The sequence below is a fragment of the Curtobacterium sp. Csp2 genome (assembly GCF_013347165.1).
The window spans coordinates 336,314-358,587 of sequence record NZ_CP054593.1; the positions used below are offsets into that span (position 1 = coordinate 336,314).

The 22,274-nt window shown below is 69.2% G+C and carries 15 protein-coding genes; 14 read left to right on the top strand and 1 reads right to left on the bottom strand.

The annotated features are described in order from the left end of the window. Window positions 1-38 precede the first annotated feature (38 nt). The 3 genes from HUN59_RS01710 (at window position 39) to HUN59_RS01720 (ending at window position 8,575) form a co-directional block, all read left to right on the top strand. Window positions 39-821 (top strand): hypothetical protein, encoded by a 783-nt coding sequence (locus tag HUN59_RS01710; protein ID WP_174777330.1) that lies wholly within the window; start codon window positions 39-41, stop codon window positions 819-821. 336 nt (window positions 822-1,157) lie between these two features. Continuing rightward, on the top strand, window positions 1,158-4,646 hold the full coding sequence (rpoB, locus tag HUN59_RS01715; RefSeq protein WP_174777331.1) for a DNA-directed RNA polymerase subunit beta: 3,489 nt from the start codon (window positions 1,158-1,160) through the stop codon (window positions 4,644-4,646). A 47-nt stretch (window positions 4,647-4,693) separates the two neighbouring features. Beyond that, the gene (locus HUN59_RS01720; protein WP_058741131.1) at window positions 4,694-8,575 is read left to right on the top strand and encodes a DNA-directed RNA polymerase subunit beta'; all 3,882 of its coding nucleotides are present in this window, start codon (window positions 4,694-4,696) and stop codon (window positions 8,573-8,575) included. 139 nt (window positions 8,576-8,714) lie between these two features. On the opposite strand, the gene HUN59_RS01725 is transcribed toward HUN59_RS01720, so the two are convergent. Continuing rightward, a complete protein-coding gene (locus HUN59_RS01725; RefSeq protein WP_058741130.1) occupies window positions 8,715-9,080 on the bottom strand; it encodes a VOC family protein in 366 nt (121 codons plus the stop codon). Between the two features lie 317 nt (window positions 9,081-9,397). Here HUN59_RS01725 and HUN59_RS01730 point away from each other — a divergent pair, with 317 nt between their 5' ends. From HUN59_RS01730 to HUN59_RS01780, 11 genes are all read left to right on the top strand, one after another. Beyond that, complete coding sequence (locus HUN59_RS01730; RefSeq protein WP_174779329.1) at window positions 9,398-11,068, top strand: GspE/PulE family protein; 1,671 nt, start codon at window positions 9,398-9,400, stop codon at window positions 11,066-11,068. 22 nt (window positions 11,069-11,090) lie between these two features. Continuing rightward, complete coding sequence (locus HUN59_RS01735) at window positions 11,091-12,767, top strand: type IV pilus twitching motility protein PilT (protein ID WP_174777332.1); 1,677 nt, start codon at window positions 11,091-11,093, stop codon at window positions 12,765-12,767. Then, on the top strand, window positions 12,767-13,990 hold the full coding sequence (locus tag HUN59_RS01740) for a type II secretion system F family protein (RefSeq protein ID WP_174777333.1): 1,224 nt from the start codon (window positions 12,767-12,769) through the stop codon (window positions 13,988-13,990). Before HUN59_RS01735 ends, HUN59_RS01740 begins: the two co-directional genes overlap by 1 nt. Before the next feature lie 181 nt (window positions 13,991-14,171). Beyond that, window positions 14,172-14,672, top strand: coding sequence for a type II secretion system protein (locus HUN59_RS19915; protein ID WP_058741128.1), 501 nt, complete (start codon window positions 14,172-14,174; stop codon window positions 14,670-14,672). 70 nt (window positions 14,673-14,742) lie between these two features. Continuing rightward, the gene (locus HUN59_RS01750) at window positions 14,743-16,125 is read left to right on the top strand and encodes a type IV pilus modification PilV family protein (RefSeq protein WP_174777334.1); all 1,383 of its coding nucleotides are present in this window, start codon (window positions 14,743-14,745) and stop codon (window positions 16,123-16,125) included. Further along, on the top strand, window positions 16,122-16,820 hold the full coding sequence (locus HUN59_RS01755; RefSeq protein ID WP_174777335.1) for a PulJ/GspJ family protein: 699 nt from the start codon (window positions 16,122-16,124) through the stop codon (window positions 16,818-16,820). The genes HUN59_RS01750 and HUN59_RS01755 overlap by 4 nt, the downstream gene beginning before the upstream one ends. After that, window positions 16,817-18,601, top strand: a complete 1,785-nt coding sequence (locus tag HUN59_RS01760) for a hypothetical protein (protein ID WP_174777336.1) — start codon at window positions 16,817-16,819, stop codon at window positions 18,599-18,601. The genes HUN59_RS01755 and HUN59_RS01760 overlap by 4 nt, the downstream gene beginning before the upstream one ends. Continuing rightward, window positions 18,598-19,437, top strand: coding sequence for a prepilin peptidase (locus HUN59_RS01765; RefSeq protein ID WP_254629965.1), 840 nt, complete (start codon window positions 18,598-18,600; stop codon window positions 19,435-19,437). Before HUN59_RS01760 ends, HUN59_RS01765 begins: the two co-directional genes overlap by 4 nt. A 21-nt stretch (window positions 19,438-19,458) precedes the next feature. Further along, window positions 19,459-20,508 (top strand): type IV pilus assembly protein PilM, encoded by a 1,050-nt coding sequence (gene pilM / locus HUN59_RS01770; protein WP_174777337.1) that lies wholly within the window; start codon window positions 19,459-19,461, stop codon window positions 20,506-20,508. Then, window positions 20,505-21,257, top strand: a complete 753-nt coding sequence (locus tag HUN59_RS01775) for a hypothetical protein (protein ID WP_174777338.1) — start codon at window positions 20,505-20,507, stop codon at window positions 21,255-21,257. Before pilM ends, HUN59_RS01775 begins: the two co-directional genes overlap by 4 nt. Then, a complete protein-coding gene (locus HUN59_RS01780; RefSeq protein WP_174777339.1) occupies window positions 21,254-22,261 on the top strand; it encodes a hypothetical protein in 1,008 nt (335 codons plus the stop codon). The genes HUN59_RS01775 and HUN59_RS01780 overlap by 4 nt, the downstream gene beginning before the upstream one ends. Window positions 22,262-22,274 lie beyond the last annotated feature (13 nt).

Here is a 22,274-nt window from a genome sequence, read left to right on the forward strand (position 1 = left end):
GACCCGCTAGTGTTTTTTTTTTCCGAGAAGAGAGGGGCATGCGAGATGCGCAGGAGTCCCGGGGGCTCGGAGATGTGTATAAGAGCAGGGGCCTGGGGCGGGCCCTCCGCGGGGCCCCGGAGCCGCCGGCGGCTGAAGCCGACCACGGCGGCGAGCAGCACGCCCGCGCCGGTGCCGAGGACGACCGACACCGAGGCGCCCGCAACCACGGCGGTCCCCGCGACGAGGACCACGGCGACGACCGCCGCGACCGGCCCCACCCGCAGGAGTACCCCGTGACCGACACCGTGAACGTCCCGACGTTCCGCCTCGCCGAGGCGACCCGACCCACCCGGACCACCCGTGCCTCCCGGCCGACCACCACCCACGCGCCGGTGGCCGCCGACGGCGAATCGGCACCCACCTGGATGCGCGCGCTCGGCGCGGTCCTGCTGCTCGGCGGCGGTGCGCTGACCGCTGCCGTGCTCGGCTGGCCCGGTGACGCACCGGAGGTCGCGCTCCTGGTGCCCGGTGTCGTGGCGCTCGTCGGCGGTGCCCTGCTGCTCCTCGCGCGGACGCGCATCGCGGTGACCGACACCGAGGTCGTGCTGCGCTTCCGGCCCCTCCCCGCACGCCGGATCGACCGTCGGCGGATCGCCGACGTCGCGGTCGTCGAGGCGGACGCGGCCACCTACGGCGGGCTCGGCCTGCGCGTCCGACGGGGCGTCCGTGCCCTCATCCTGACGCCCGGACGGGGCGTGCGCATCACGGACGACCGCGGCCGCGTGACGTTCGTGCGGGCCGCGGAGCCGGAGCGCGTCCTGCACGCGCTCGACGACTGAGATCGGGCCCGGCGCCGGGTGGCCAGCGCCTTATACACGCCTGCGACGAATCCGGTCAAGCCAGGACTGGACAGCGCGGGTCAGGGCGACCTATGATTGCAGTTCGCGCTCCCTGGCATTCGTGTGTCGTCATATTGCGGTCGAACACGCGCCCTGGTGCAGCCGGTCCCGTATATGGCGGCGGGTCCCGCTCACCGATCTTCGCACAAGTCCAACCGGACGCTCGTCCGGCTGTGCACCGTGTGTCGGTCCCGGGGTCGCGCCGAGCGATCAATCCACTCACCTACGTGCTGCTCGTCAGTACCGGCCCGACGGGGCCTACCGGAGGTCACACCCTTGGCTGCTGCGCCCAACGCATCCACCAACCCCAAGAACGGTCGCAACCACTCGCGACTCTCGTTCGCCAAGATCACGGACACGCTCACGGTCCCTGATCTGCTCGCACTCCAGACGGAGAGCTTCGACTGGCTCGTCGGCAACGACGTCTGGAAGGCCCGCCTCGCCGAGGGACAGGAGCAGGGTCGCACCGACCTCGCACTGCACTCCGGCCTCGAGGAGATCTTCGAGGAGATCTCCCCGATCGAGGACCTCGGCGAGACGATGCAGCTCTCGTTCACGTCCCCGGAGCTCGAGGACCCGAAGTACTCCATCGACGAGTGCAAGGAGCGTGGCAAGACCTACGCCGCTCCGCTCTACGTCAACGCCGAGTTCATGAACCACATGACCGGTGAGATCAAGACGCAGACCGTCTTCATGGGCGACTTCCCGCTCATGACCGAGCGCGGCACGTTCATCATCAACGGCACCGAGCGCGTCGTCGTCTCGCAGCTCGTCCGCTCGCCGGGCGTGTACTTCGAGCGCCAGCAGGAGAAGACGTCCGACAAGGACATCTACTCCGCGCGCATCATCCCCTCGCGCGGTGCCTGGCTCGAGTTCGAGATCGACAAGCGCGACCAGGTGGGCGTGCGCATCGACCGCAAGCGCAAGCAGTCCGTGACCGTCTTCCTCAAGGCCCTCGGCCTGACGAGCGAGGAGATCATGGAGGAGTTCCAGGGCTTCGCCTCGATCGAGTCGACGCTCGAGAAGGACGCCGTCCTGACGAAGGAAGAGGCGCTCAAGGACATCTACCGCAAGCTGCGTCCGGGCGAGCAGGTCGCCGCCGAGGCCGCGCGTGCGCTCCTCGACAACTTCTACTTCAACCCGAAGCGCTACGACCTGGCCAAGGTCGGTCGCTACAAGCTCGACCGCAAGCTCGGCATCGACGCGCCGCTGTCGGACTCGGTGCTCTCCGTGCAGGACATCGTCCGCACGATCAAGTACCTCGTCTCGCTGCACGCCGAGAAGACCACGCTCGACGGTGTCCGCGACGGCGAGCCCGTCCAGCTCCGCCTCGACGTGGACGACATCGACCACTTCGGCAACCGTCGCATCCGCGCGGTGGGCGAGCTCATCCAGAACCAGGTCCGCACGGGTCTGTCCCGCATGGAGCGCGTCGTCCGCGAGCGCATGACCACGCAGGACATCGAGGCCATCACGCCGCAGACGCTCATCAACGTGCGTCCCGTCGTGGCTGCGATCAAGGAGTTCTTCGGGACGTCCCAGCTGTCGCAGTTCATGGACCAGAACAACCCGCTCGCGGGTCTGACGCACAAGCGTCGCCTGTCGGCCCTCGGCCCGGGTGGTCTGTCCCGTGAGCGTACCGGCGTCGAGGTCCGCGACGTCCACCCGTCGCACTACGGCCGCATGTGCCCGATCGAGACCCCGGAAGGCCCGAACATCGGCCTGATCGGCTCGCTCGCGTCCTTCGGTCGGATCAACTCGTTCGGCTTCATCGAGACGCCGTACCGCCGGGTCGTGAACGGTCAGGTCACCACCCAGATCGACTACCTGACGGCATCGGAAGAGGACGACTTCGTCGTCGCCCAGGCCAACGCGCCGCTCACCGACTCCTTCCACTTCGCGGACGACAAGGTCCTCGTGCGGAAGAAGGGCGGCGAGGTCGAGCTCGTCGGCAAGGACGAGGTCGACTACATGGACGTCTCGCCGCGCCAGATGGTGTCGGTCGCGACCTCGCTCATCCCGTTCCTCGAGCACGACGACGCGAACCGCGCCCTCATGGGTGCGAACATGCAGCGCCAGGCCGTGCCGCTCCTGCGTTCCGAGTCGCCGCTCGTCGGCACCGGCATGGAGGGCTACACCGCCATCGACGCCGGTGACGTCGTCACCGCCGACAAGGCCGGTGTGGTCTCCGAGGTCTCGGCCGACGCCGTGACCCTGCAGCTCGACGAGGGCGGCACGCAGACCTACTACCTGCGCAAGTTCGACCGCTCGAACCAGGGCACGAGCTACAACCACCGCGTCATCGTCTCCTCAGGCGAGCGCGTGGAGCAGGGCGAGGTCATCGCCGACGGCCCCGCGACGGAGAACGGCGAGCTCGCGCTCGGCAAGAACCTCCTCGTCGCGTTCATGCCGTGGGAGGGCTACAACTACGAGGACGCGATGATCCTGTCGCAGAACCTCGTGAAGGACGACACGCTCTCCTCGATCCACATCGAGGAGTACGAGGTCGACGCCCGCGACACCAAGCTCGGCAAGGAAGAGATCACCCGCGACCTGCCGAACGTCAGCCCGGACCTCCTGGCCGACCTCGACGAGCGCGGCATCATCCGCATCGGTGCCGAGGTCCGCCCCGGCGACATCCTGGTCGGCAAGGTCACGCCGAAGGGCGAGACCGAGCTCTCCGCCGAGGAGCGCCTGCTCCGTGCGATCTTCAACGAGAAGTCGCGCGAGGTGCGCGACACCTCGCTGAAGGTGCCCCACGGTGAAGAGGGCACGATCATCGGCGTCAAGGTCTTCGACGCCCAGGACGGTGACGACGAGCTCGGCTCCGGTGTGAACCAGCGCGTGGTCGTCTACATCGCCCAGAAGCGCAAGATCACCGCCGGTGACAAGCTCGCCGGTCGTCACGGCAACAAGGGCGTCATCTCGACGATCCTGCCGGTCGAGGACATGCCGTTCCTGGCGGACGGCACCCCGGTCGACATCGTGCTCAACCCGCTCGGCGTCCCCGGCCGCATGAACTTCGGCCAGGTCCTCGAGATCCACCTCGGGTGGCTCGCGAAGCAGGGCTGGAACGTCGAGGGCATCCAGGAGTGGGCGTCCGCCCTCCCCGAGGCCGCCCGCCACGCGGAGCCCGGCACGAAGGTCGCCACCCCGGTGTTCGACGGTGCGTACGAGCGCGAGATCGAGGGCCTCCTCGACTCCACGCTCCCGAACCGCGACGGGGAGCGCCTGATCGGCTCCTCCGGCAAGGCGCAGCTCTTCGACGGCCGCTCCGGCGAGCCGTTCCCGGAGCCCGTCTCGGTCGGCTACATGTACATCCTCAAGCTGCACCACCTGGTCGATGACAAGATCCACGCCCGTTCGACCGGTCCGTACTCGATGATCACGCAGCAGCCGCTGGGTGGTAAGGCGCAGTTCGGTGGCCAGCGATTCGGTGAGATGGAGGTGTGGGCGCTCGAAGCGTACGGCGCCGCCTACGCCCTCCAGGAGCTCCTGACGATCAAGTCCGACGACATCCTCGGCCGCGTGAAGGTCTACGAGGCGATCGTCAAGGGCGAGAACATCCAGGAGCCGGGCATCCCCGAGTCGTTCAAGGTCCTCATGAAGGAGATGCAGTCGCTCTGCCTGAACGTCGAGGTCCTCTCGGCAGACGGCCAGGCGGTCAGCCTCCGCGACACGGACGACGAGGTCTTCCGTGCCGCTGAAGAGCTCGGCATCAACATCTCCTCGCGGTTCGAGTCGTCCTCCGTCGACGACATCTGATCCCCGCCCGCACCGACACGTCTCGAACTCAGCAAGAGAGAAGAACATTGCTCGAAGCAACTTCCTTTGACGCCATCCGGATCGGTCTCGCGACCGCCGAGGACATCCGTCAGTGGTCGTACGGCGAGGTCAAGAAGCCGGAGACCATCAACTACCGCACCCTGAAGCCCGAGAAGGACGGTCTGTTCGGCGAGCAGATCTTCGGTCCGTCCCGGGACTGGGAGTGCGCCTGCGGCAAGTACAAGCGCGTGCGCTTCAAGGGCATCGTGTGCGAGCGCTGCGGCGTCGAGGTCACCAAGTCCTCGGTCCGTCGTGAGCGCATGGGCCACATCGAGCTCGCCGCCCCCGTCACGCACATCTGGTACTTCAAGGGCGTCCCGTCGCGCCTCGGGTACCTCCTCGACATGGCGCCGAAGGACCTCGAGAAGGTCATCTACTTCGCGGCGTACATGATCATCGACATCGATGAAGAGGGCCGTCACGCCGACATGCCCGGTCTCGAGAACGAGATGCGCCTCGAGATCAAGAACCTCGAGGGTCAGCGCGACTCGATCATCGCCGACCGCCTCAAGAAGCTCGAGGACGACCTCGCAGCGCTCGAGGAAGAGGGCGCCAAGGCCGACGTGAAGCGCCGGACCAAGGACACCGCCGAGAAGGAGATGTCCCAGGTCCGCAAGTCCTTCGACGAGGACATCACCCGCCTCGAGCGCGTGTGGGAGGACTTCCGCAACCTCAAGGTGGGCGACCTCAAGCCCGAGGACGCCGTCTTCCACGAGCTCCAGGACCGCTTCGGGATCTACTTCGACGCCTACATGGGCGCCGAGGCGATCAAGCTGCGGCTCGAGGCGTTCGACCTGGCCGCCGAGGCCGAGGCGCTGCGCCTGCAGATCGCCGAGGGCAAGGGCCAGAAGAAGATCCGCGCGATCAAGCGTCTGCGCGTCGTCAGCTCCTTCCTCGCCACCGGCAACTCGCCGGCCGCGATGGTGCTCGACGTCGTGCCGGTCATCCCGCCGGAGCTCCGCCCGATGGTGCAGCTCGACGGTGGCCGCTTCGCCACGTCGGACCTCAACGACCTCTACCGTCGTGTGATCAACCGCAACAACCGTCTCCGCCGCCTGCTCGACCTCGGTGCCCCCGAGATCATCGTGAACAACGAGAAGCGCATGCTGCAGGAAGCGGTCGACGCGCTGTTCGACAACGGTCGTCGTGGTCGTCCGGTCACGGGTACCGGCAACCGCGCCCTGAAGTCCCTGAGCGACATGCTCAAGGGCAAGCAGGGTCGTTTCCGCCAGAACCTGCTCGGCAAGCGCGTCGACTACTCGGGCCGTTCGGTCATCATCGTCGGCCCGCAGCTCAAGCTGCACCAGTGCGGTCTGCCGAAGCAGATGGCGCTCGAGCTGTTCAAGCCGTTCGTCATCAAGCGCCTGATCGACCTGTCGCACGCGCAGAACATCAAGTCGGCCAAGCGCATGGTCGAGCGTTCGCGTCCGCAGGTGTGGGACGTGCTCGAGGAGATCATCCGCGAGCGCCCCGTGCTGCTGAACCGTGCGCCGACGCTGCACCGTCTGGGCATCCAGGCGTTCGAGCCGCAGCTCGTCGAGGGCAAGGCCATCCAGCTCCACCCGCTCGTGTGTGCTGCGTTCAACGCGGACTTCGACGGTGACCAGATGGCCGTGCACCTGCCGCTGTCGGTCGAGGCCCAGGCCGAGGCCCGCATCCTGATGCTCGCGTCGAACAACATCCTCAAGCCGTCGGACGGCCGTCCGGTGACCCTGCCCGCACAGGACATGATCATCGGTCTGCACCACCTGACGACCGTCCGCGAGGGCGCCGTCGGTGAGGGCCGTTCGTTCTCCTCGGTCGCCGAGGCGATCATGGCGAAGGACCAGAACACGCTGGACCTCAACGCGATGGTGAAGATCCGCATGTCGGGTGTCCACTTCGCCGAGGGCGAGGCTCCCGAGGGCTACGAGGTGGGTCAGTCGATCCTCCTCGAGACCACGCTGGGCCGCGCGCTCTTCAACGAGACCCTGCCGGCGGACTACCCGTTCGTGCAGCGCGTCACCGACAAGGGCACCCTCTCCGCGATCGTCAACGACCTCGCCGAGCGCTACTCCAAGACCGAGACGGCCGCCGCGCTGGACCGGATCAAGGACGCGGGCTTCTACTGGGGCACGCGCTCCGGTGTGACCGTCGCGCTCTCCGACGTCGTGACGCCGCCGCGCAAGAAGGAGATCATCGCGGGCTACGAGGTCCAGGCCGCCAAGGTCCAGGGCGAGTTCGACAAGGGTCTGATCACCGACGCGGAGCGCCGCGCCGACCTGATCAAGATCTGGACCGAGGCCACGAACGAGATCGCGCAGGAGATGCGCGACAACTTCCCGATCGACAACACCATCAACCGCATGGTGTCGTCGGGTGCTCGTGGTAACTGGCTGCAGGTGCGCAACATCGCCGGTATGCGTGGTCTGGTGAACAACCCGAAGGGTGAGATCATCGCCCGCCCGATCATCAACTCGTACCGCGAGGGCCTGACCGTGGCGGAGTACTTCATCGCCACGCACGGTGCGCGCAAGGGCCTGGCGGACACGGCTCTCCGCACCGCCGACTCGGGCTACCTGACGCGTCGTCTCGTCGACGTCTCGCAGGACGTCATCATCCGTGAGGACGACTGCGGCACGACCCGTGGCCTCGAGCTGCCGATCGCGACCAAGGGCGAGGACGGCAAGCTCGTCCGCGACCCGCGCGTCGAGAACACGGTGTACTCGCGCACCCTGGCCGTCGAGGCCGTGGACGCGAACGGCACCGTGGTGGCCGAGGCCGGTTCGGACGTCGGTGACGTCCTGCTGGACACGCTGCTCGAGGCCGGTGTCGAGAGCATCAAGGTGCGCTCGGTCCTGACCTGCGAGTCCGCCGTCGGTGTCTGCGCGAAGTGCTACGGCCGTTCGCTCGCCACGGGCAACCTCGTCGACATCGGCGAGGCGGTCGGCATCATCGCCGCCCAGTCCATCGGTGAGCCCGGTACCCAGCTGACGATGCGTACCTTCCACACGGGTGGTTCGGCCTCGGCCGACGACATCACGCAGGGTCTGCCCCGCGTGACGGAGCTCTTCGAGGCCCGCACCCCGAAGGGCGCGTCCCCGATCGCCGAGGCCCCCGGCCGCGTCACGATCGAGGACACGGACAAGGGTCGTCGGATCATCCTCACGCCGGACAACGGCGACGAACCGTTCATCTACCCGGTGCTCAAGCGTGCGACCCTCCTCATCGAGGACGGCCAGCACGTCGAGCTCGGCGAGCAGTTCATCGCCGGCACGGTGGACCCGAAGGAGGTCCTCCGGGTCAAGGGTGTGCGCGAGGTCCAGAAGCACCTCGTCAACGGTGTGCAGGACGTGTACGGCTCGCAGGGCGTGCCGATCCACGACAAGCACATCGAGGTCATCGTCCGTCAGATGCTCCGCAAGGTCACCGTCGTCGACCACGGCGACACCGACCTGCTGCCGGGTGAGCTCGTCGACCGGTCGCGCTACAACGCGCTGAACCGTGCGGCGCTGCAGGAGGGTCGCAAGACCGCCTCGGCTCGCCAGGAGGTCATGGGCATCACGAAGGCGTCCCTCGCGACCGAGTCGTGGCTGTCCGCCGCGTCCTTCCAGGAGACCACCCGCGTCCTCACGCAGGCGGCCATGGAGGGCAAGCAGGACCACCTCGTCGGCCTCAAGGAGAACGTCATCATCGGTAAGCTCATCCCCGCCGGGACGGGCCTCAGCCGGTACCGTGACGTGGACGTCGCCGCGACCGAGGAAGCCAAGGCGGAGCGGTACCCCAACCGCATCTTCGCCGACGACTCCTCGTTCTCGGACGCCGACCTGAGCTTCGTCGACTTCGACAGCTTCTCGTCGGACGACTTCACGCCGGGCACCTACAACTGAGCCTGAGCTGAACCCGGAAGGCCCCCGCATCCTCGGATGCGGGGGCCTTCCTCGTTGTCCGACCGGAAGTCACGTCGTCGGATCGGGAAACGGACTGGAGGATCGTGGCGGGCCCCGCCACGATCCTCCAGTCCGCCGGTCAGGCCGTCCGGCCCTTCTCGTCGACGAGCGAGTACAGGCTGAGCACGTTCCCGTCGGGGTCGCGGACGTCGAACCAGTCGACGGCACCGTCGACGCACTCGACCGGGCCGACGTCGATCCCGAGGGACCCGATGCGCGCGTGCTGCGCGCGGACGTCGTCGACGCCGAAGCGGACGGTCGCGGGGCGCTGCTCGGCGTCCGCGGCGGCGTACAACTGCAGCCAGATGCCGCCGATCTCGTACTCGACGACGCCGTCCTCCGGCTCGAGGTCGGGATCGGTGCGCTGGAACACGGCGCCGTACCAGAGGCACGACGCCTCGACGTCGCTGACGGGCAACCCCACGGTCACGCTCGTGATGTCCATGTCTCATCATGTCCCGCGGGTCCGGTCCGCGTCGAGGGTCGGACGCTGAACGTTCCTCCACAGCCGAATGCTCGGCGCCGTCCGTCCACAGACCGCAGGCGGGGGTCACCGTCGCGTGGTCCGCCACCGCAGGATCGACGCATGGACGTCACCCGACAGCACCCGGCACCCCTGCTCTGGGGCCACCGGACACCCCGTCGCCCCCTCGTTGTGGGACTGCGGTCCCCGCGTTCCGCGGCCCTAGCGTGGACGAGCGCCGCGACGTCGCTGCGCCGACACCCGAACCCGAGCTCGACCCGAAGGAGTTCCCGGGGCACATGGCCACGCTCTCCGAGATCCTCATCCTCAACGGCGCCCTGCCGATCGAACACCTCGACTCCATGACCGGAGACGAGGAGATCGACGAACGGTCCATCCGCGCGCTCGTCGACCAGGGCGTCGTGAGCGAGGCGCAGTACATCACCGCCCGCGCCGCGTCGCACAACTCCCGCACGGTCCCGCTCACCGACTACCCGGTCGACGGCACCGCGGTGTCGATGCTCCCCGCGGCGCTCTGCCGGCGGCACGGCGTGCTCGGCATCGGGTTCGAGGGCGAGACCCTCGTGCTCGCGATGGTCAACCCGACGAACGTGCTCGCGATCGACGACGCCCGCACCGCGTCCGGCCGGACCGTGAAGCCGCTGCAGGTCGACGAGCGCGAGCTGCAGTCCGCGCTCGACCGCTACCTGCGCGCCGACGACGAGCTGAACGACCTGACCTCGTCCCTCGAGGAAGAAGCGTCCGCGCAGGCGAACCAGCAGGTGGACCTGACCGACGGTGCGCTCGACGACGTCCCGATCGTCCGGTTCGTGAACCTGCTCGTGTCCCAGGCGATCCAGGACCACGCCTCGGACATCCACATCGAGCCCGGGGAGCACGAGGTCCGGGTGCGTTACCGCATCGACGGCGTGCTGCACGAGATGGCACCGGCGCCGAAGAACATCCAGAACGGCGTCATCAGCCGGCTCAAGATCATGAGCGACATCGACATCGCCGAGCGTCGGAAGCCGCAGGACGGTCGCATGTCGGTGCGGCACGGCGGCCGTCAGATCGACCTGCGCGTGGCGACGCTCCCCACGGTGTGGGGCGAGAAGGTCGTCATGCGGATCCTCGACAACACGAACACGTCGATGACCCTGACCGACCTCAACCTGCTCGAGCAGAACTTCGCGGCGTACCAGCGGTCCTACTCGAAGCCGTACGGCATGATCCTGGTCACCGGGCCCACCGGCTCGGGCAAGTCGACCACGCTCTACACGACCCTCAACGCCGTCGCCCGTCCGGAGATCAACGTGATCACGGTCGAGGACCCGGTCGAGTACCGGATGGCCGGCATCAACCAGGTGCAGGTCAACCCGAAGGCCGGGCTGACCTTCGCCTCGGCGCTGCGGTCGATCCTGCGATCCGACCCGGACGTGGTGCTCCTCGGCGAGATCCGTGACCACGAGACGGCGCAGATCGCGATCGAGGCGTCGCTGACCGGCCACCTCGTGCTCTCGACGCTGCACACGAACGACGCCCCGTCGGCCGTCACGCGGCTCACCGAGATGGACATCGAACCGTTCCTGGTCGGGTCCGCGCTCGACTCCGTCGTCGCGCAGCGCCTCGCCCGCCGGCTCTGCGACCGCTGCAAGGCGCCCGCGCAGTACACGCCGGCGCAGCTGCAGGCGCTCGGGTTCCTCGCGTCGGACGTCGACACCGTGCCGGAGTTCTTCGGGCCGGTCGGCTGCGCCGTCTGCTCGAACACCGGGTACCGGGGCCGCATCGCCCTGCACGAGGTCATGACCGTCACCGAGGAGATCGAGCGGCTCGCGGTCGCGCGGGCGTCGAGCGCCGAGATCGGCCGGGTCGCGCAGCAGCAGGGCATGCTGACGCTCCGTCAGGACGGGTGGGAGAAGGTCCTGCGCGGGATGACGAGCGTCGACGAGATCCTCCGCGTGGTCGCGTAGGCGCAGCAGGGACGACAGGACGATGGACGAATCCGTGTACGACATCGAGGCGGGCGACGACCCCGTCGCCGGCTGGCACCCCGGGCAGCCGGGCAACGAGGTCGGTGGCCGCCGTGCCGCACGCCTCGCCGCCGCTGCGGCGGAGGCGGCCGCGTGGACCCCGACGTCGCCCGACGTCGTCGCGCCCGCTGCCCCGGTCGCCGGCGGCGCGGTGTACGACCTGTCCGCAGAGCTCCACCCGTCGGACGAGCAGCCCTGGTACGTGCCCGGGAGCACCGGCGGCGGCGCGGCCGGTGCCCCGGGGCCGAGCTCGCTCGTCGGAGGTGCCGCCGCGGTGCCGGTGGCGCAGCCGCAGGCTGCGCCGGCAACGCCGCCGGCGGCCGTTCCCGCCTCGACGGCGTCGTACGGGTACCCCGACGCGGTGACCCAGCACCTGCCGGTGGTGCCCGCGGAACCGACCACGATCCTCCCGGCCGTGCCCGTCGCGCACCAGCCGGCCGTCGGCGGTGTCGCGCACACCGAGATCGGCTTCACCCGCCACGCGCGCGAGGTCGCGGACGCCGACCTCGTGACCGCGCTCGCGCAGGTGGTCTACCAGGACGCCTCCGACCTGCACGTCACCGCGGACGCGCCACCGACCGTCCGCGTCGACGGGTCCCTCCGTCCCGCCGTCCCCGGCGGACCGTGGTCCCGAAACAAGGTGATCGCCGCGCTGAAGACGCTCCTGACCCCCGAGCAGGCCGGCCAGTTCGACCACGAGCAGGAGCTCGACTTCGCGTACTCGCTGTCGCCGGAGTACCGCTTCCGTGTGAACTACTACCAGCAGCGGGGCAACTGGGGCGCGGCCTTCCGCATCATCCCCACGCAGATCAAGACGCTCAAGCAGCTCGGCATCCCCGACCACGTCGGCGCGTTCGCGAAGCTCCCGCGCGGCCTCGTGCTCGTCACCGGACCGACCGGCTCCGGCAAGTCGACGACCCTCGCGGCGCTCATCGACCTGGTCAACGAGACCCGCGCCGACCACATCGTGACGGTCGAGGACCCGATCGAGTTCATGCACGACCACAAGAAGGCGATCATCAACCAGCGCGAGGTCGGCGCCGACACGCACTCGTTCGCCGCCGCGCTGAAGCACGTCCTCCGGCAGGACCCCGACGTCATCCTGATCGGCGAGCTCCGCGACCTCGAGACCATCTCCGTCGCGCTGACCGCCGCCGAGACCGGACACCTGGTGTTCGCCACCCTGCACACGCAGAGCGCCCCCGGCACGATCGACCGTGTCATCGACGTCTTCCCCCCGCACCAGCAGGGCCAGATCCGGACGCAGCTCGCGGCGACGCTCGAGGGCGTCGTCTGCCAGACGCTCGTGCCGAAGGCCAACGGCTCCGGCCGGGTCGTCGCGACCGAGATCATGCGGACCACCCCGGCGATCGCGAACCTGGTCCGCGAGGGCAAGACCTACCAGATCACCTCGGCCATGCAGGCCGGGCGGGACAGCGGCATGCACACAATGGACCAGGACCTCGCCGAGCTCGTCAACGTCGGCACCATCACGCGCGCCGCCGCGATGGAGAAGGTGCAGGACGAGGACGGCTTCGACCGCCTGGTGCAGCGCGTGGAGTCGCCGTCCGACTCGTCCGCGGCGGCGATCGCCGCCTCGGAGATCGACTTCGGCGACAAGTTCTCGGGGGGCCACTGATGTCGCTCGCGTACGACTACCGGGGACGGGACGGCAACGGGAAGCTCGTCAAGGGACGGCTCGACGCCGCGTCCGAGGGTGCCGTCGTCCAGCGGCTCCGAGGGATGGGCGTCTCGCCGATCGCGATCTCCGAGGCGAAGCCGGGCACCGGGCTGCAGACCGAGATCAAGATCCCGGGCTTCGAGCGGGGCGTCGGGCTGAAGGAGCTCGCGATCATGTCGCGGCAGGCCTCGACGATGCTGTCCTCGGGGCTCTCCCTGCTCCGGGCCCTCACGATCCTCGCCGACCAGACCGAGAGCAAGAAGCTCAAGGAGATCCTCGGCAAGGTGCGGGACGACGTCGAGCGCGGCGTCTCGTTCTCGGACGCGGTCGGCAAGTACCCGGTGGACTTCCCGCCGATCATGATCAACATGATCCGGGCGGGGGAGACCGGCGGCTTCCTCGACCAGGCGATGGACTCGATCGCGACGAACTTCGAGAAGGAGCACAAGCTCCGTTCGACGATCAAGTCCGCGATGACCTACCCCGTCGTGGTCCTCGTGATGTCGCTGGTCGCGGTCGTGGTGATGCTCGTCTTCATCGTGCCGATCTTCCAGAAGATGTTCGCGTCGCTCGGGGGGCAGTTGCCGCTGCCGACGCTGCTGCTCGTCTACGCCTCGAACGCGATGGTGTGGGTCGGGCCGATCCTCGTCGCCGCGGTCGTCGCCGGCTGGTTCTGGTGGCGCGCGAAGCAGCACACCGATGCCGTCCGCGCCGTCGTCGACCCGCTGCGACTGAAGCTCCCGGTCTTCGGCGCGCTCAACCGCAAGATCGTCATCGCACGCTTCGCCCGGAACTTCTCGAACATGATCGGCGCCGGCGTGCCGATCCTGCAGGCGCTGCAGATCGTCGGCGAGGTCTCGAACAACTTCACGGTCCAGCGCGCGCTGGAGCGGGTCGCCGAAGCGGTCCGGAAGGGCGAGTCGATCGCAGAACCCCTGGCGCGCGAGAGCGTGTTCCCGGAGATGGTCTCGCAGATGGTCGCGGTCGGCGAGGACGCCGGTTCCCTCGAGGTGATGCTGGAGAAGATCGCGGTCTTCTACGACAACGAGGTGGAATCCACGACCGAGGCGTTGACCGCATTGATCGAGCCATTGTTGATCGCATTCTTGGGTGTCGTGGTCGGCGGCATGATCATCGCGCTGTACCTGCCGATCTTCAAGATCTCGTCGCTCATCCACTGAGGCGTATGCCCCGTTCAGGGGTGGTTTGGTCGCTGCCTGGCCCCGGTAATGGGGGTATTTCGCTGGCGTTCCACCCCCCGTTCTCGGGATTATGCCCGGAAAGTGCCGTCAATACGCTTGACGGCGGCGGCAGCACAGCCCCCGACCCACCCGAATGCATTCTTGAAAGAATGGAACAACCATGTACTTCGCGCTGCTGGGCAAGCTCAACGCTCGCCGCAACGAGATCGCCAAGGAGTCCGACAAGGGCTTCACGCTCATCGAGCTCCTGGTGGTCGTGATCATCATCGGCATCCTCGCCGCGATCGCCATCCCGGTGTACCTCGGCGTGCAGAACAACGCGCGTGACTCGGGTGTGCAGAACGACGTGTCGAACCTCAAGACGGCGGTCGTGAGCATCTCGACCCAGAACAGCAACACGCTGCCCGCCAACCTGTCCACGAAGGCCGCCTCTGGGCTCAACGCTGCGGGCGTGACCGGCGGCCAGACCTGGTCCGCCGCCGGCGCGACCTTCAGCGACGCCGAAGCGCAGCTCGTCTACTCCGGCTCGGGGACGTCGTTCTGCGTGATGGGCATCAGCTCGACCGGCAAGTCCTTCGCCGCGACGGAGAGCGCCGGCGTCAAGGCCGGGAGCTGCTCCGGCACCTCGTTCTCGGCCGCGAACGCGACCGTCACGCCGTAACACCCGTCGCACGGGGGTCGAGCGATCCGCTCGGCCCCCGTCCGCGCGTCGAACCGGGAAGGAGACAGTGGTGAACACCAAGGAACGACCGCGTGACGCGGGCTTCACGCTCGTCGAGGTCATCGTGGCCATCACCGTCTTCGGCGTCATCATCGCGGGCGCCCTCGTCGGCATCGCCTCCGTGATGCGCATCACCTCGGACAACTCCGCCCGCGCGCAGGCCGTGAACCTCGCCGCGGGGGCGATCGACACCGCCCGCATCCAGGCGCAGACGAACATCACCGGAATGGCCGGCAGCACCGAGACGCCGCAGGTCGACGGCCGCACCTACACGGTGCGCCGGACCCTCGACTGGCAGTACACCGACGGCACCACGAATCGCTGCTCCGCGTCCGCCGCCGGCACCACCGCACAGCTCCTGTTCCTCAACGTGCACATCAAGGTCACGTGGCCCGGCATGGGCTCGGCGGCTCCGGTCACGCAGGAGACCGTCTTCTCGCCCTCCACCAAGATCAACGACCCGACCCTCGGCACGATCCTCGTGCAGGTGCAGTCGATCACCGGGAGCGGTGGGACCGCGGGCGTGCCCGTGTCCGTCGTCCCGACGCCGCTCGCCGACGTGCCCGGCAACACCGCGCTCGCGCTCGCGACCCAGCCGACGGTGACGAACGCCGACGGGTGCACCGTCGCCATCAAGGTCGTCCCCGGCACGTACACGGTCACGCTCGGCGGTCCGGGTGGGGCGCAGTACCGGGACCAGGACCAGCAGGCCGCCCCGACGAAGACCGTCGTCGTCAAGGCCGGGCAGTCCGGTGGGGCGTCCTTCACGTACGACCCGGCGATCGCCGTCGCGATGCAGTACGCGAGCAACACGCCGGGTGCGATGCTGCCGACGAACCTCACGACCTCGTTCGTGTCGACCTACGGGGTCGCCCGGCTGACCGGGACGCCCGCCACGCAGTACCTCAGCCCGATCCCGTCGGGCTACGTCGTCTACCCGGGGATCTACGACTCGAACACGACGAACGGTGACGGTACCGTCAACGCGAGCAGTTGCCTATCGACCGACCCGACCGCCTGGCCGAAGGCGTCCGACGGACGGATCGGCAAGACCCCGACACCGGCGGTCTCGAAGGACCAGCTCACCGCGGCGGTCGCCACCGGTGCCGTCACGGTGACGATCAACCGGTCGGACACGGTCCTGACCGCGACGACGGCCGCACCGGCGAACGGCGATCCCGGCTGCCGGGTGACCCAGCGCTACACGTTCGCCCGCGCGGCGTCGGGCACGTCCGGCACGACCGACGTCACCCTCGCGCTGCCGTACGGGACCTGGTCGGTGACGGCCCAGAAGGATGCGACCTCACTGCCGCGGAACGTGACCGCGAAGGGGCTCCTCGGGGTCCTCCTGAACACCGGGTCCGTGACCCTCGACCCCCGGGTCGCGCCGTGAACCGCCTCGCGCGCACGGTCCTCGACCGCGTCCGCCGCGACGACCGCGGGTTGACCCTCGTGGAGCTCCTCATCGCGATGGGTCTCTTCGCCGTCCTGCTCGCGATCGTCGGCGGCACCTTCTACTCGATCACCACGGCGACGACGTTCGCGGCGGCGCGTGACCAGAACGGTCGGGCCGCGTCGACCGCCATGAACGAGGTCGTCCGCAAGGTGCGTTCCGCCGCGGACAACCCGCGTCTCGGGACGAGCGACGCCCCGGCCTTCGCCGTCGCGGGCACGAACACGGTGCAGTTCACGACCCTGGTCGCGACCGGGCGGACCGCGGCGCCCCAGCAGGTCCGCTTCACGGTCGGCTCCTCGGGCACACTGACCGAGCAGATCGTCCCCGGGATCACGACCGACAACGCGTACTACACGTTCCCCGGATCCGGCACGACGACGACGATCACCTCGTCGATCGAGGTCCCGGCCGCCGGGGCCACCCCGGTGTTCGAGTACCTGCAGCTCTCCGGTGCCACCCTGACCCCCGATCCGTCGACCGGTTTGCTCTCCGCGGCCCAGCTGGGTCAGATCGCGTTCGTCCGCGTCACGCTCCGGGTGTCGTCGTCGGCGAGCACCCTGCAGAACGGCACGACCCTCCGGAACACCATCGGTCTGCCGAACCTCCTCGACCCGACAGGGGACCAGTCGTGATCCGCCTCCGACGCGCACTGCACCTCGACGCGCTCCGCGACGAACGGGGCATGGCCCTCGCGATCGCCATCATCTTCGGGACGGTCGTGGTGTTCATGATCGCCACCGCGACCACGGTCGCCGTCGCCGGGATCAAGAAGTCCTCGTCCGACTCCGACTGGAACGCCGCGCTCAGTGCTGCCTACGCCGGGGTCCAGGACTACGAGGCGCGGCTCTCGAACGACACCGGGTACACCCAGTACGGGAACCCCGCCGCGCCCTTCTCCTCGACGAGCACGGCACTGACGCTCCCCACGGGGCTCGCCAGCAACCCCGCGTTCGGTACCGGTGCGACCGGCACCTGGGCGACGGTCCCGGGAGGCGACGGTCGCTCCGCCTACCGGTACGAGGTCGACGCCTCGAAGTACCTCGACACGGGGAGCATCCGGATCCGGGCCACGGGGAAGGTCGGCTCCGCCGTCCGGTCCGTCGTGGCGAGCATCCGCCAGCAGGGCTTCATCGACTTCCTGTACTTCACCGACTACGAGATCCAGGACCCGGTGCTCACGGGGGTCCCACAGTCGTGCGTCAAGCATGCGTGGGAGGGACGTCCCGCGATCCGGAACGGCAACCAGTGCGGGGAGATCGCGTTCTCCGGCGGGGACACCATCGACGGTCCGGCGCACTCGAACGACACGATGCGCATCTGCCAGGCGAGCTTCACGAAGCAGATCACGACGTCGAACCCGACCAGCGGCCTCCGGTACAACCCGGTGGACTCGAACGGCGTGTCCTGCTCCGGGCAGTCCTTCCCCGCGGGGGTGACGCAACCGGCCTTCACGTCGACGATCGGCATGCCGTCGACGAACGCGCAGCAGAAGTCCGCCACCCAGTACAACACCGTCGCGTCGGCGACCCGCACGCCCGGATGCATGTACACCGGTCCGACGGACATCACCTTCAACGCGGACGGCACCATGACCGTGCGCTCGCCGTGGTCGAAGATGACGAGGACCGACGCGACGAACCCCCTACAGGGCACCGCGCCGGCGGCGTGCGGCAAGCCCGGCACCGGTGCCGGTGCGCTCGGTTCGAGCGCCGGCGCGACCGTCCCGGTCCCGGCGAACAACCTCGTGTACGTCCAGAACGTGCCCCAGGCGGGCGACGTGAACGCGTCCTCGACGACCGCGCTGCCGGACACCTGCAACCAGGGCAACGGGGTCGGGTACCCGCGCGCCGGCGAGGTGCAACTGAGCTCGTCCCCGTGCAGCTACGGTTCCCGGTCCGGCGATGCGTTCGTGCACGGCGTCGTCGACGGGCAGGTGACCGTGGCCGCGGAGAACTACCTCTACGTGACGGGCGACACCACCTACGAGGACCGCGGCTCCGACATGCTCGGGCTCACCGCCACCAACGCCGTCATGGTCTGGAACCCCGTGCAGAACTCGGCGTGCGGACGGAGCACGTGCGTGACATCGATGCTCGGGGACACCGACCGCGAGATCGACGCGGCCATCATCTCGGCGGCGCACACCTTCCAGGTCCAGAACTACGCTTACGGCGGCGACCGCGGCACCCTCACCATCTTCGGGGCGATCGCGCAGAAGTTCCGCGGTGTCGTGCGCTCCGGGTCGAGCGGGTACCGGAAGGCCTACTCCTACGACGCGCGGCTGCAGCACTCGGCGCCGCCGAGCTTCCTCAACCCGGTGACGACGACGTACGGCGTCACGACGATGGGTGAGGTCTCCGCGGCGTACGCGGTGTCCGGTGCGTGCGTCCAGCGAGCGGGGGTGTGCGTGTGAACGCCCTGCAACCGCTCGCGCCGACCATCGTGTGCCTCGCGGCGGTCCTCGGGCTGCTCGTCGGCTCGTTCCTCAACGTCGTGGTGCACCGCGTGCCGGCCGGGCTGTCGGTCGTACGGCCCGCGAGCTCGTGCGCGGCGTGCCGAGCCGAGATCCGCGCGTTCGACAACGTCCCGGTGCTGTCGTGGATCGTCCTCCGTGGCGCCTGTCGCGACTGCGGATCGCGCATCTCGGCGCGGTACCCGCTCGTCGAGGCGGGTACGAGCGCGTCGTTCGCACTGGTCACCGGCGGAGTCCTCGCATCCGGGGTCGTGCACGCAGCGCCCGCGGGTCCGACCCTGGTGCTGCTCGTCGGGCTGCTGTACCTGATGGCCGTGTCGATCTCGTTGGCGTTGATCGACCTCGACACGCACCGGCTGCCCGACGCGATCGTGCTCCCCGCGTACCCGGTGCTCGGGGTCCTGCTCGCGACGACCTCCGCGACGACGGGGGACTGGGGTGCACTCCTGCGGGCCGTCGGCGGTGCAGCGATCATGTTCGTCCTGTACCTCGCCCTCGCCGTGGTCGTCCCGGGCGGGATGGGCATGGGTGACGTGAAGCTCGCGGGCGTCCTCGGGCTGGTGCTGGCGTACCTCGGATGGGGACCCCTCGCAGTGGGAGCTTTCGGGGGGTTCGCCCTCGGCGCTACGTTCGCCATCGGCCTGCTCGTGACCCGTCGCGCAGCGCGTGGGAGCGGCATCCCGTTCGGGCCCTGGATGCTCGGCGGGGCATGGCTCGGCATCCTCCTCGGCACGCCGCTGTGGAACGCGTACCTCGGCCTCATCGGCCTCACCTGATCACGAGCGGAAGAACGAGCAATGGCGAAGAACGTCGTCGGGATCGACATCGGCAGCACATCCATCCGTGCCGTCGAGGTCGCGCGGACCCGCGGGAACGCCCCGTCCATCCTCCGCATCGCAGAGGTCCCGCTGCCGATCGGGTCGACCAGTCGCGGTGAGGTCCTCGAGCCGAACACCGTCGCCGCCGCGCTCCGGGAGCTGTGGGCCGTCGGTCGTTTCCGGACCAAGGACGTCGCGCTCGGCATGGGCAACCAGCGGGTGCTCTCGCGGGACCTCACCGTCCCCAAGGCGCCGCTGGCACAGATCCGTGAGTCGCTCCCGTTCCAGGTCCAGGACCTCCTCCCGGTCCCGGTGGGCGAGGCCATCCTCGACTTCTACCCGATCGCCGAGGGCAGCGGCGAGGGCGGACCCGTCGTGCACGGCCTGCTCGTGGCCGCCATCAAGGACGCCGTGCTCGCCAACGTCCGAGCCGTCCAGCTCGCCGGTCTCCACCCGGTCGGCGTCGACCTGATCCCGTTCGCCCTCAGCCGCGTGCTCGCACCCACCGACGTCCCGGCCGCCGCCATCGTCGAGCTCGGCGGCAACGCCACCACCGTGGTCATCGCCCGCCACGGGGTCCCGCACTTCGTCCGGATCATCCCGACCGGCGGCGACGAGGTCACGAAGCAGATCGCCGTGCGGCTCGAGATCTCCCTCGAGCAGGCCGAGGTCGTGAAGCGCTGGATCGGCACCGGGGCGCGGGCGCAGACCGCCGACGACGTCCGCGCCGCCGCGGTCGTCCGCGAAGCCACGAACGAGCTCATCGCGAGCATCCGCAACACGCTGAACTACTTCGTGAACACGAAGGGCGACGGCGCGCCGATCGCACGGCTCGTCCTCGCCGGGGCGGGCAGCGGCCTGCCGGGCTTCGGCGAGGCCCTGGCCGAGACGACCGGCGTCCCGACCGTCGTGGGAGACCCCTTCACGGGCGTCCACTGGGCGCGGAGCATCGCGCCGGAGGTCGTGGCCGAACGCGGGCAGTCGATGGCGGTGGCCTGGGGCCTCGCCGCGGGAGGACGAGCAGCATGACCGGCACGATGGAACGGCTCCGCGCAGTCCGACCGACCTCGTCGGCCGCCAAGCTCGTGTCCGACCACGAGAAGCGCTCGAGGCAGCAGAACCGCCGGGCTCCCCGGGACCTCGTCGTCGGTGGCTCGCCCCGGGTCGACCTCCTCCCCACCGAGGTGCTCGTCGACCGTCGCCAGCGCGTCGTCGTCCGCCGGGTCTGGTTCGGGGTGGCCGTGGTCGCCGCGCTCGTGCTCGTCGGGACCGGGATGACGGCGCTGGACCAGATGACCTCGGCCAGCCAGCTCCGGACGGCCCAGAGCGAGGGCACCGCGCTGCTGCAGCAGCAGGGACAGTACTCGGACGTCCGCGACGTCGAGGGGCGCTCCGACCTCGTCCGTTCGGCGCAGGCGGTCGGCGGAGCGACGGAGATCGACTGGGCTGCGTACCTGCAGAGCGCCCAGGACTCGCTGCCCGCCGGTGTGGCCATCACCGGGGTGACCGTCGACTCGGCGTCGCCGCTCGCGCCGTACACGCAGGCGGACGCCCCGCTGCAGGGTGTCCGGATCGCCACGGTCACCTTCGACGCGGACAGCCCGACGCTGCCCTCGATCCCGGACTGGCTGGACCGCGTGCGTGGGCTGAAGGGGTTCGTCGACGCGAACGCGAACGCCGTGTCGCGTGTCGACGAGGACGGCCACTACACGGTGAACATGACCGTGCACGTGAACGAAGCCGCCTACGACGGCAAGTACGAGGAGCGAGCGAAGTGACCAGGAACCGGCTCCACCTCGTCGTGGCACTCGTCATCGGCAGCGTCGTCCTCGTCGGCGGGTTCTTCCTCGGCGTGCAACCTCAGCTGGCCGCCGCCGCGGCGAACCGGCAGCAGCAGGCGTCCATCGAGGCGACGAACGAGACCTACCGGAGCGAACTCGCCCGACTCGCGGAGCAGTCGAAGGAGCTTCCGAGCAAGCAGCAGGAGCTCGCGACGCTCGAGGCCTCCGTCCCGTCGACCCCCGCCACCGCAGCCTTCTACAAGGAGATCGACGCGGTCGCGTCCTCGTCCGGCGTCACGGTAACGGGCATCACGACGGCGTGGGCGGCCGCGTACGCACCGCCGGCGTCGACCGGGACGACCGGTGGAGTACCTGCGTCCACCGGCACGAGCGCGACCCCGGCGCCCAGCGGCGAGCCGACGGCCGCTGCGCCGACGTCGCCCGTGGCCCCGGCGACGAAGACGGACAGCCGCATCACCGGCGCCAACTTCTCGACCATCGCGGTGAGCATCGACGTCTCGGGGTCGTTCGCGCAGGCGCTGCAGTTCACCAAGGGCGTGCAGAGCGGAGAGCGCCTGTTCCTCGTCAACGGCATCACCTCGCAGAAGCAGGAGACCGCGGCCGACGCGTCCGCTGCCCCGACCGCAGGCGGGACCACCTGGACCCTCTCGGGGTTCGTGTACGTCCTCGCTGATGCGAGCCGCCCAGGTGTCGCAGGCGACCGAGAACGCGTCCGCGACCGCCTCGCCGACCCCTTCCGCCACCGCCACCCCCGCCGGCTGACATCCCCTCGGAACCCACCCCGCGAAGTGGGTGCGCCACGCCACGCCGCACCCACTTCCGCGACACCCGTCGGTGTGCCTACGATGCTCCCGACGTCGCACTCGCGACTGCTCACCCCCCTCTCGGACGGTCGCCTCTGGACGGCCGTTCCTCGTCGTGCCCGGAGTCGCGCGTGTTGGTCGGAATCGTGGAGTTCCTCGGTTGGTTCGGAGCCGTAACCGTCCTTGCTGG

Bases quoted from the DNA above. Each gene is read 5' to 3' on its own strand.
- HUN59_RS01710 (WP_174777330.1), top strand. From the start codon at position 39: ATGCGAGATGCGCAGGAGTCCCGGGGGCTCGGAGATGTGTATAAGAGC.
- HUN59_RS01725 (WP_058741130.1), bottom strand. From the start codon at position 9,080: ATGGACATCACGAGCGTGACCGTGGGGTTGCCCGTCAGCGACGTCGAG.
- HUN59_RS01730 (WP_174779329.1), top strand. From the start codon at position 9,398: ATGGCCACGCTCTCCGAGATCCTCATCCTCAACGGCGCCCTGCCGATC.
- HUN59_RS01735 (WP_174777332.1), top strand. From the start codon at position 11,091: ATGGACGAATCCGTGTACGACATCGAGGCGGGCGACGACCCCGTCGCC.
- HUN59_RS01740 (WP_174777333.1), top strand. From the start codon at position 12,767: ATGTCGCTCGCGTACGACTACCGGGGACGGGACGGCAACGGGAAGCTC.
- HUN59_RS19915 (WP_058741128.1), top strand. From the start codon at position 14,172: ATGTACTTCGCGCTGCTGGGCAAGCTCAACGCTCGCCGCAACGAGATC.
- pilM (WP_174777337.1), top strand. From the start codon at position 19,459: ATGGCGAAGAACGTCGTCGGGATCGACATCGGCAGCACATCCATCCGT.
- HUN59_RS01775 (WP_174777338.1), top strand. From the start codon at position 20,505: ATGACCGGCACGATGGAACGGCTCCGCGCAGTCCGACCGACCTCGTCG.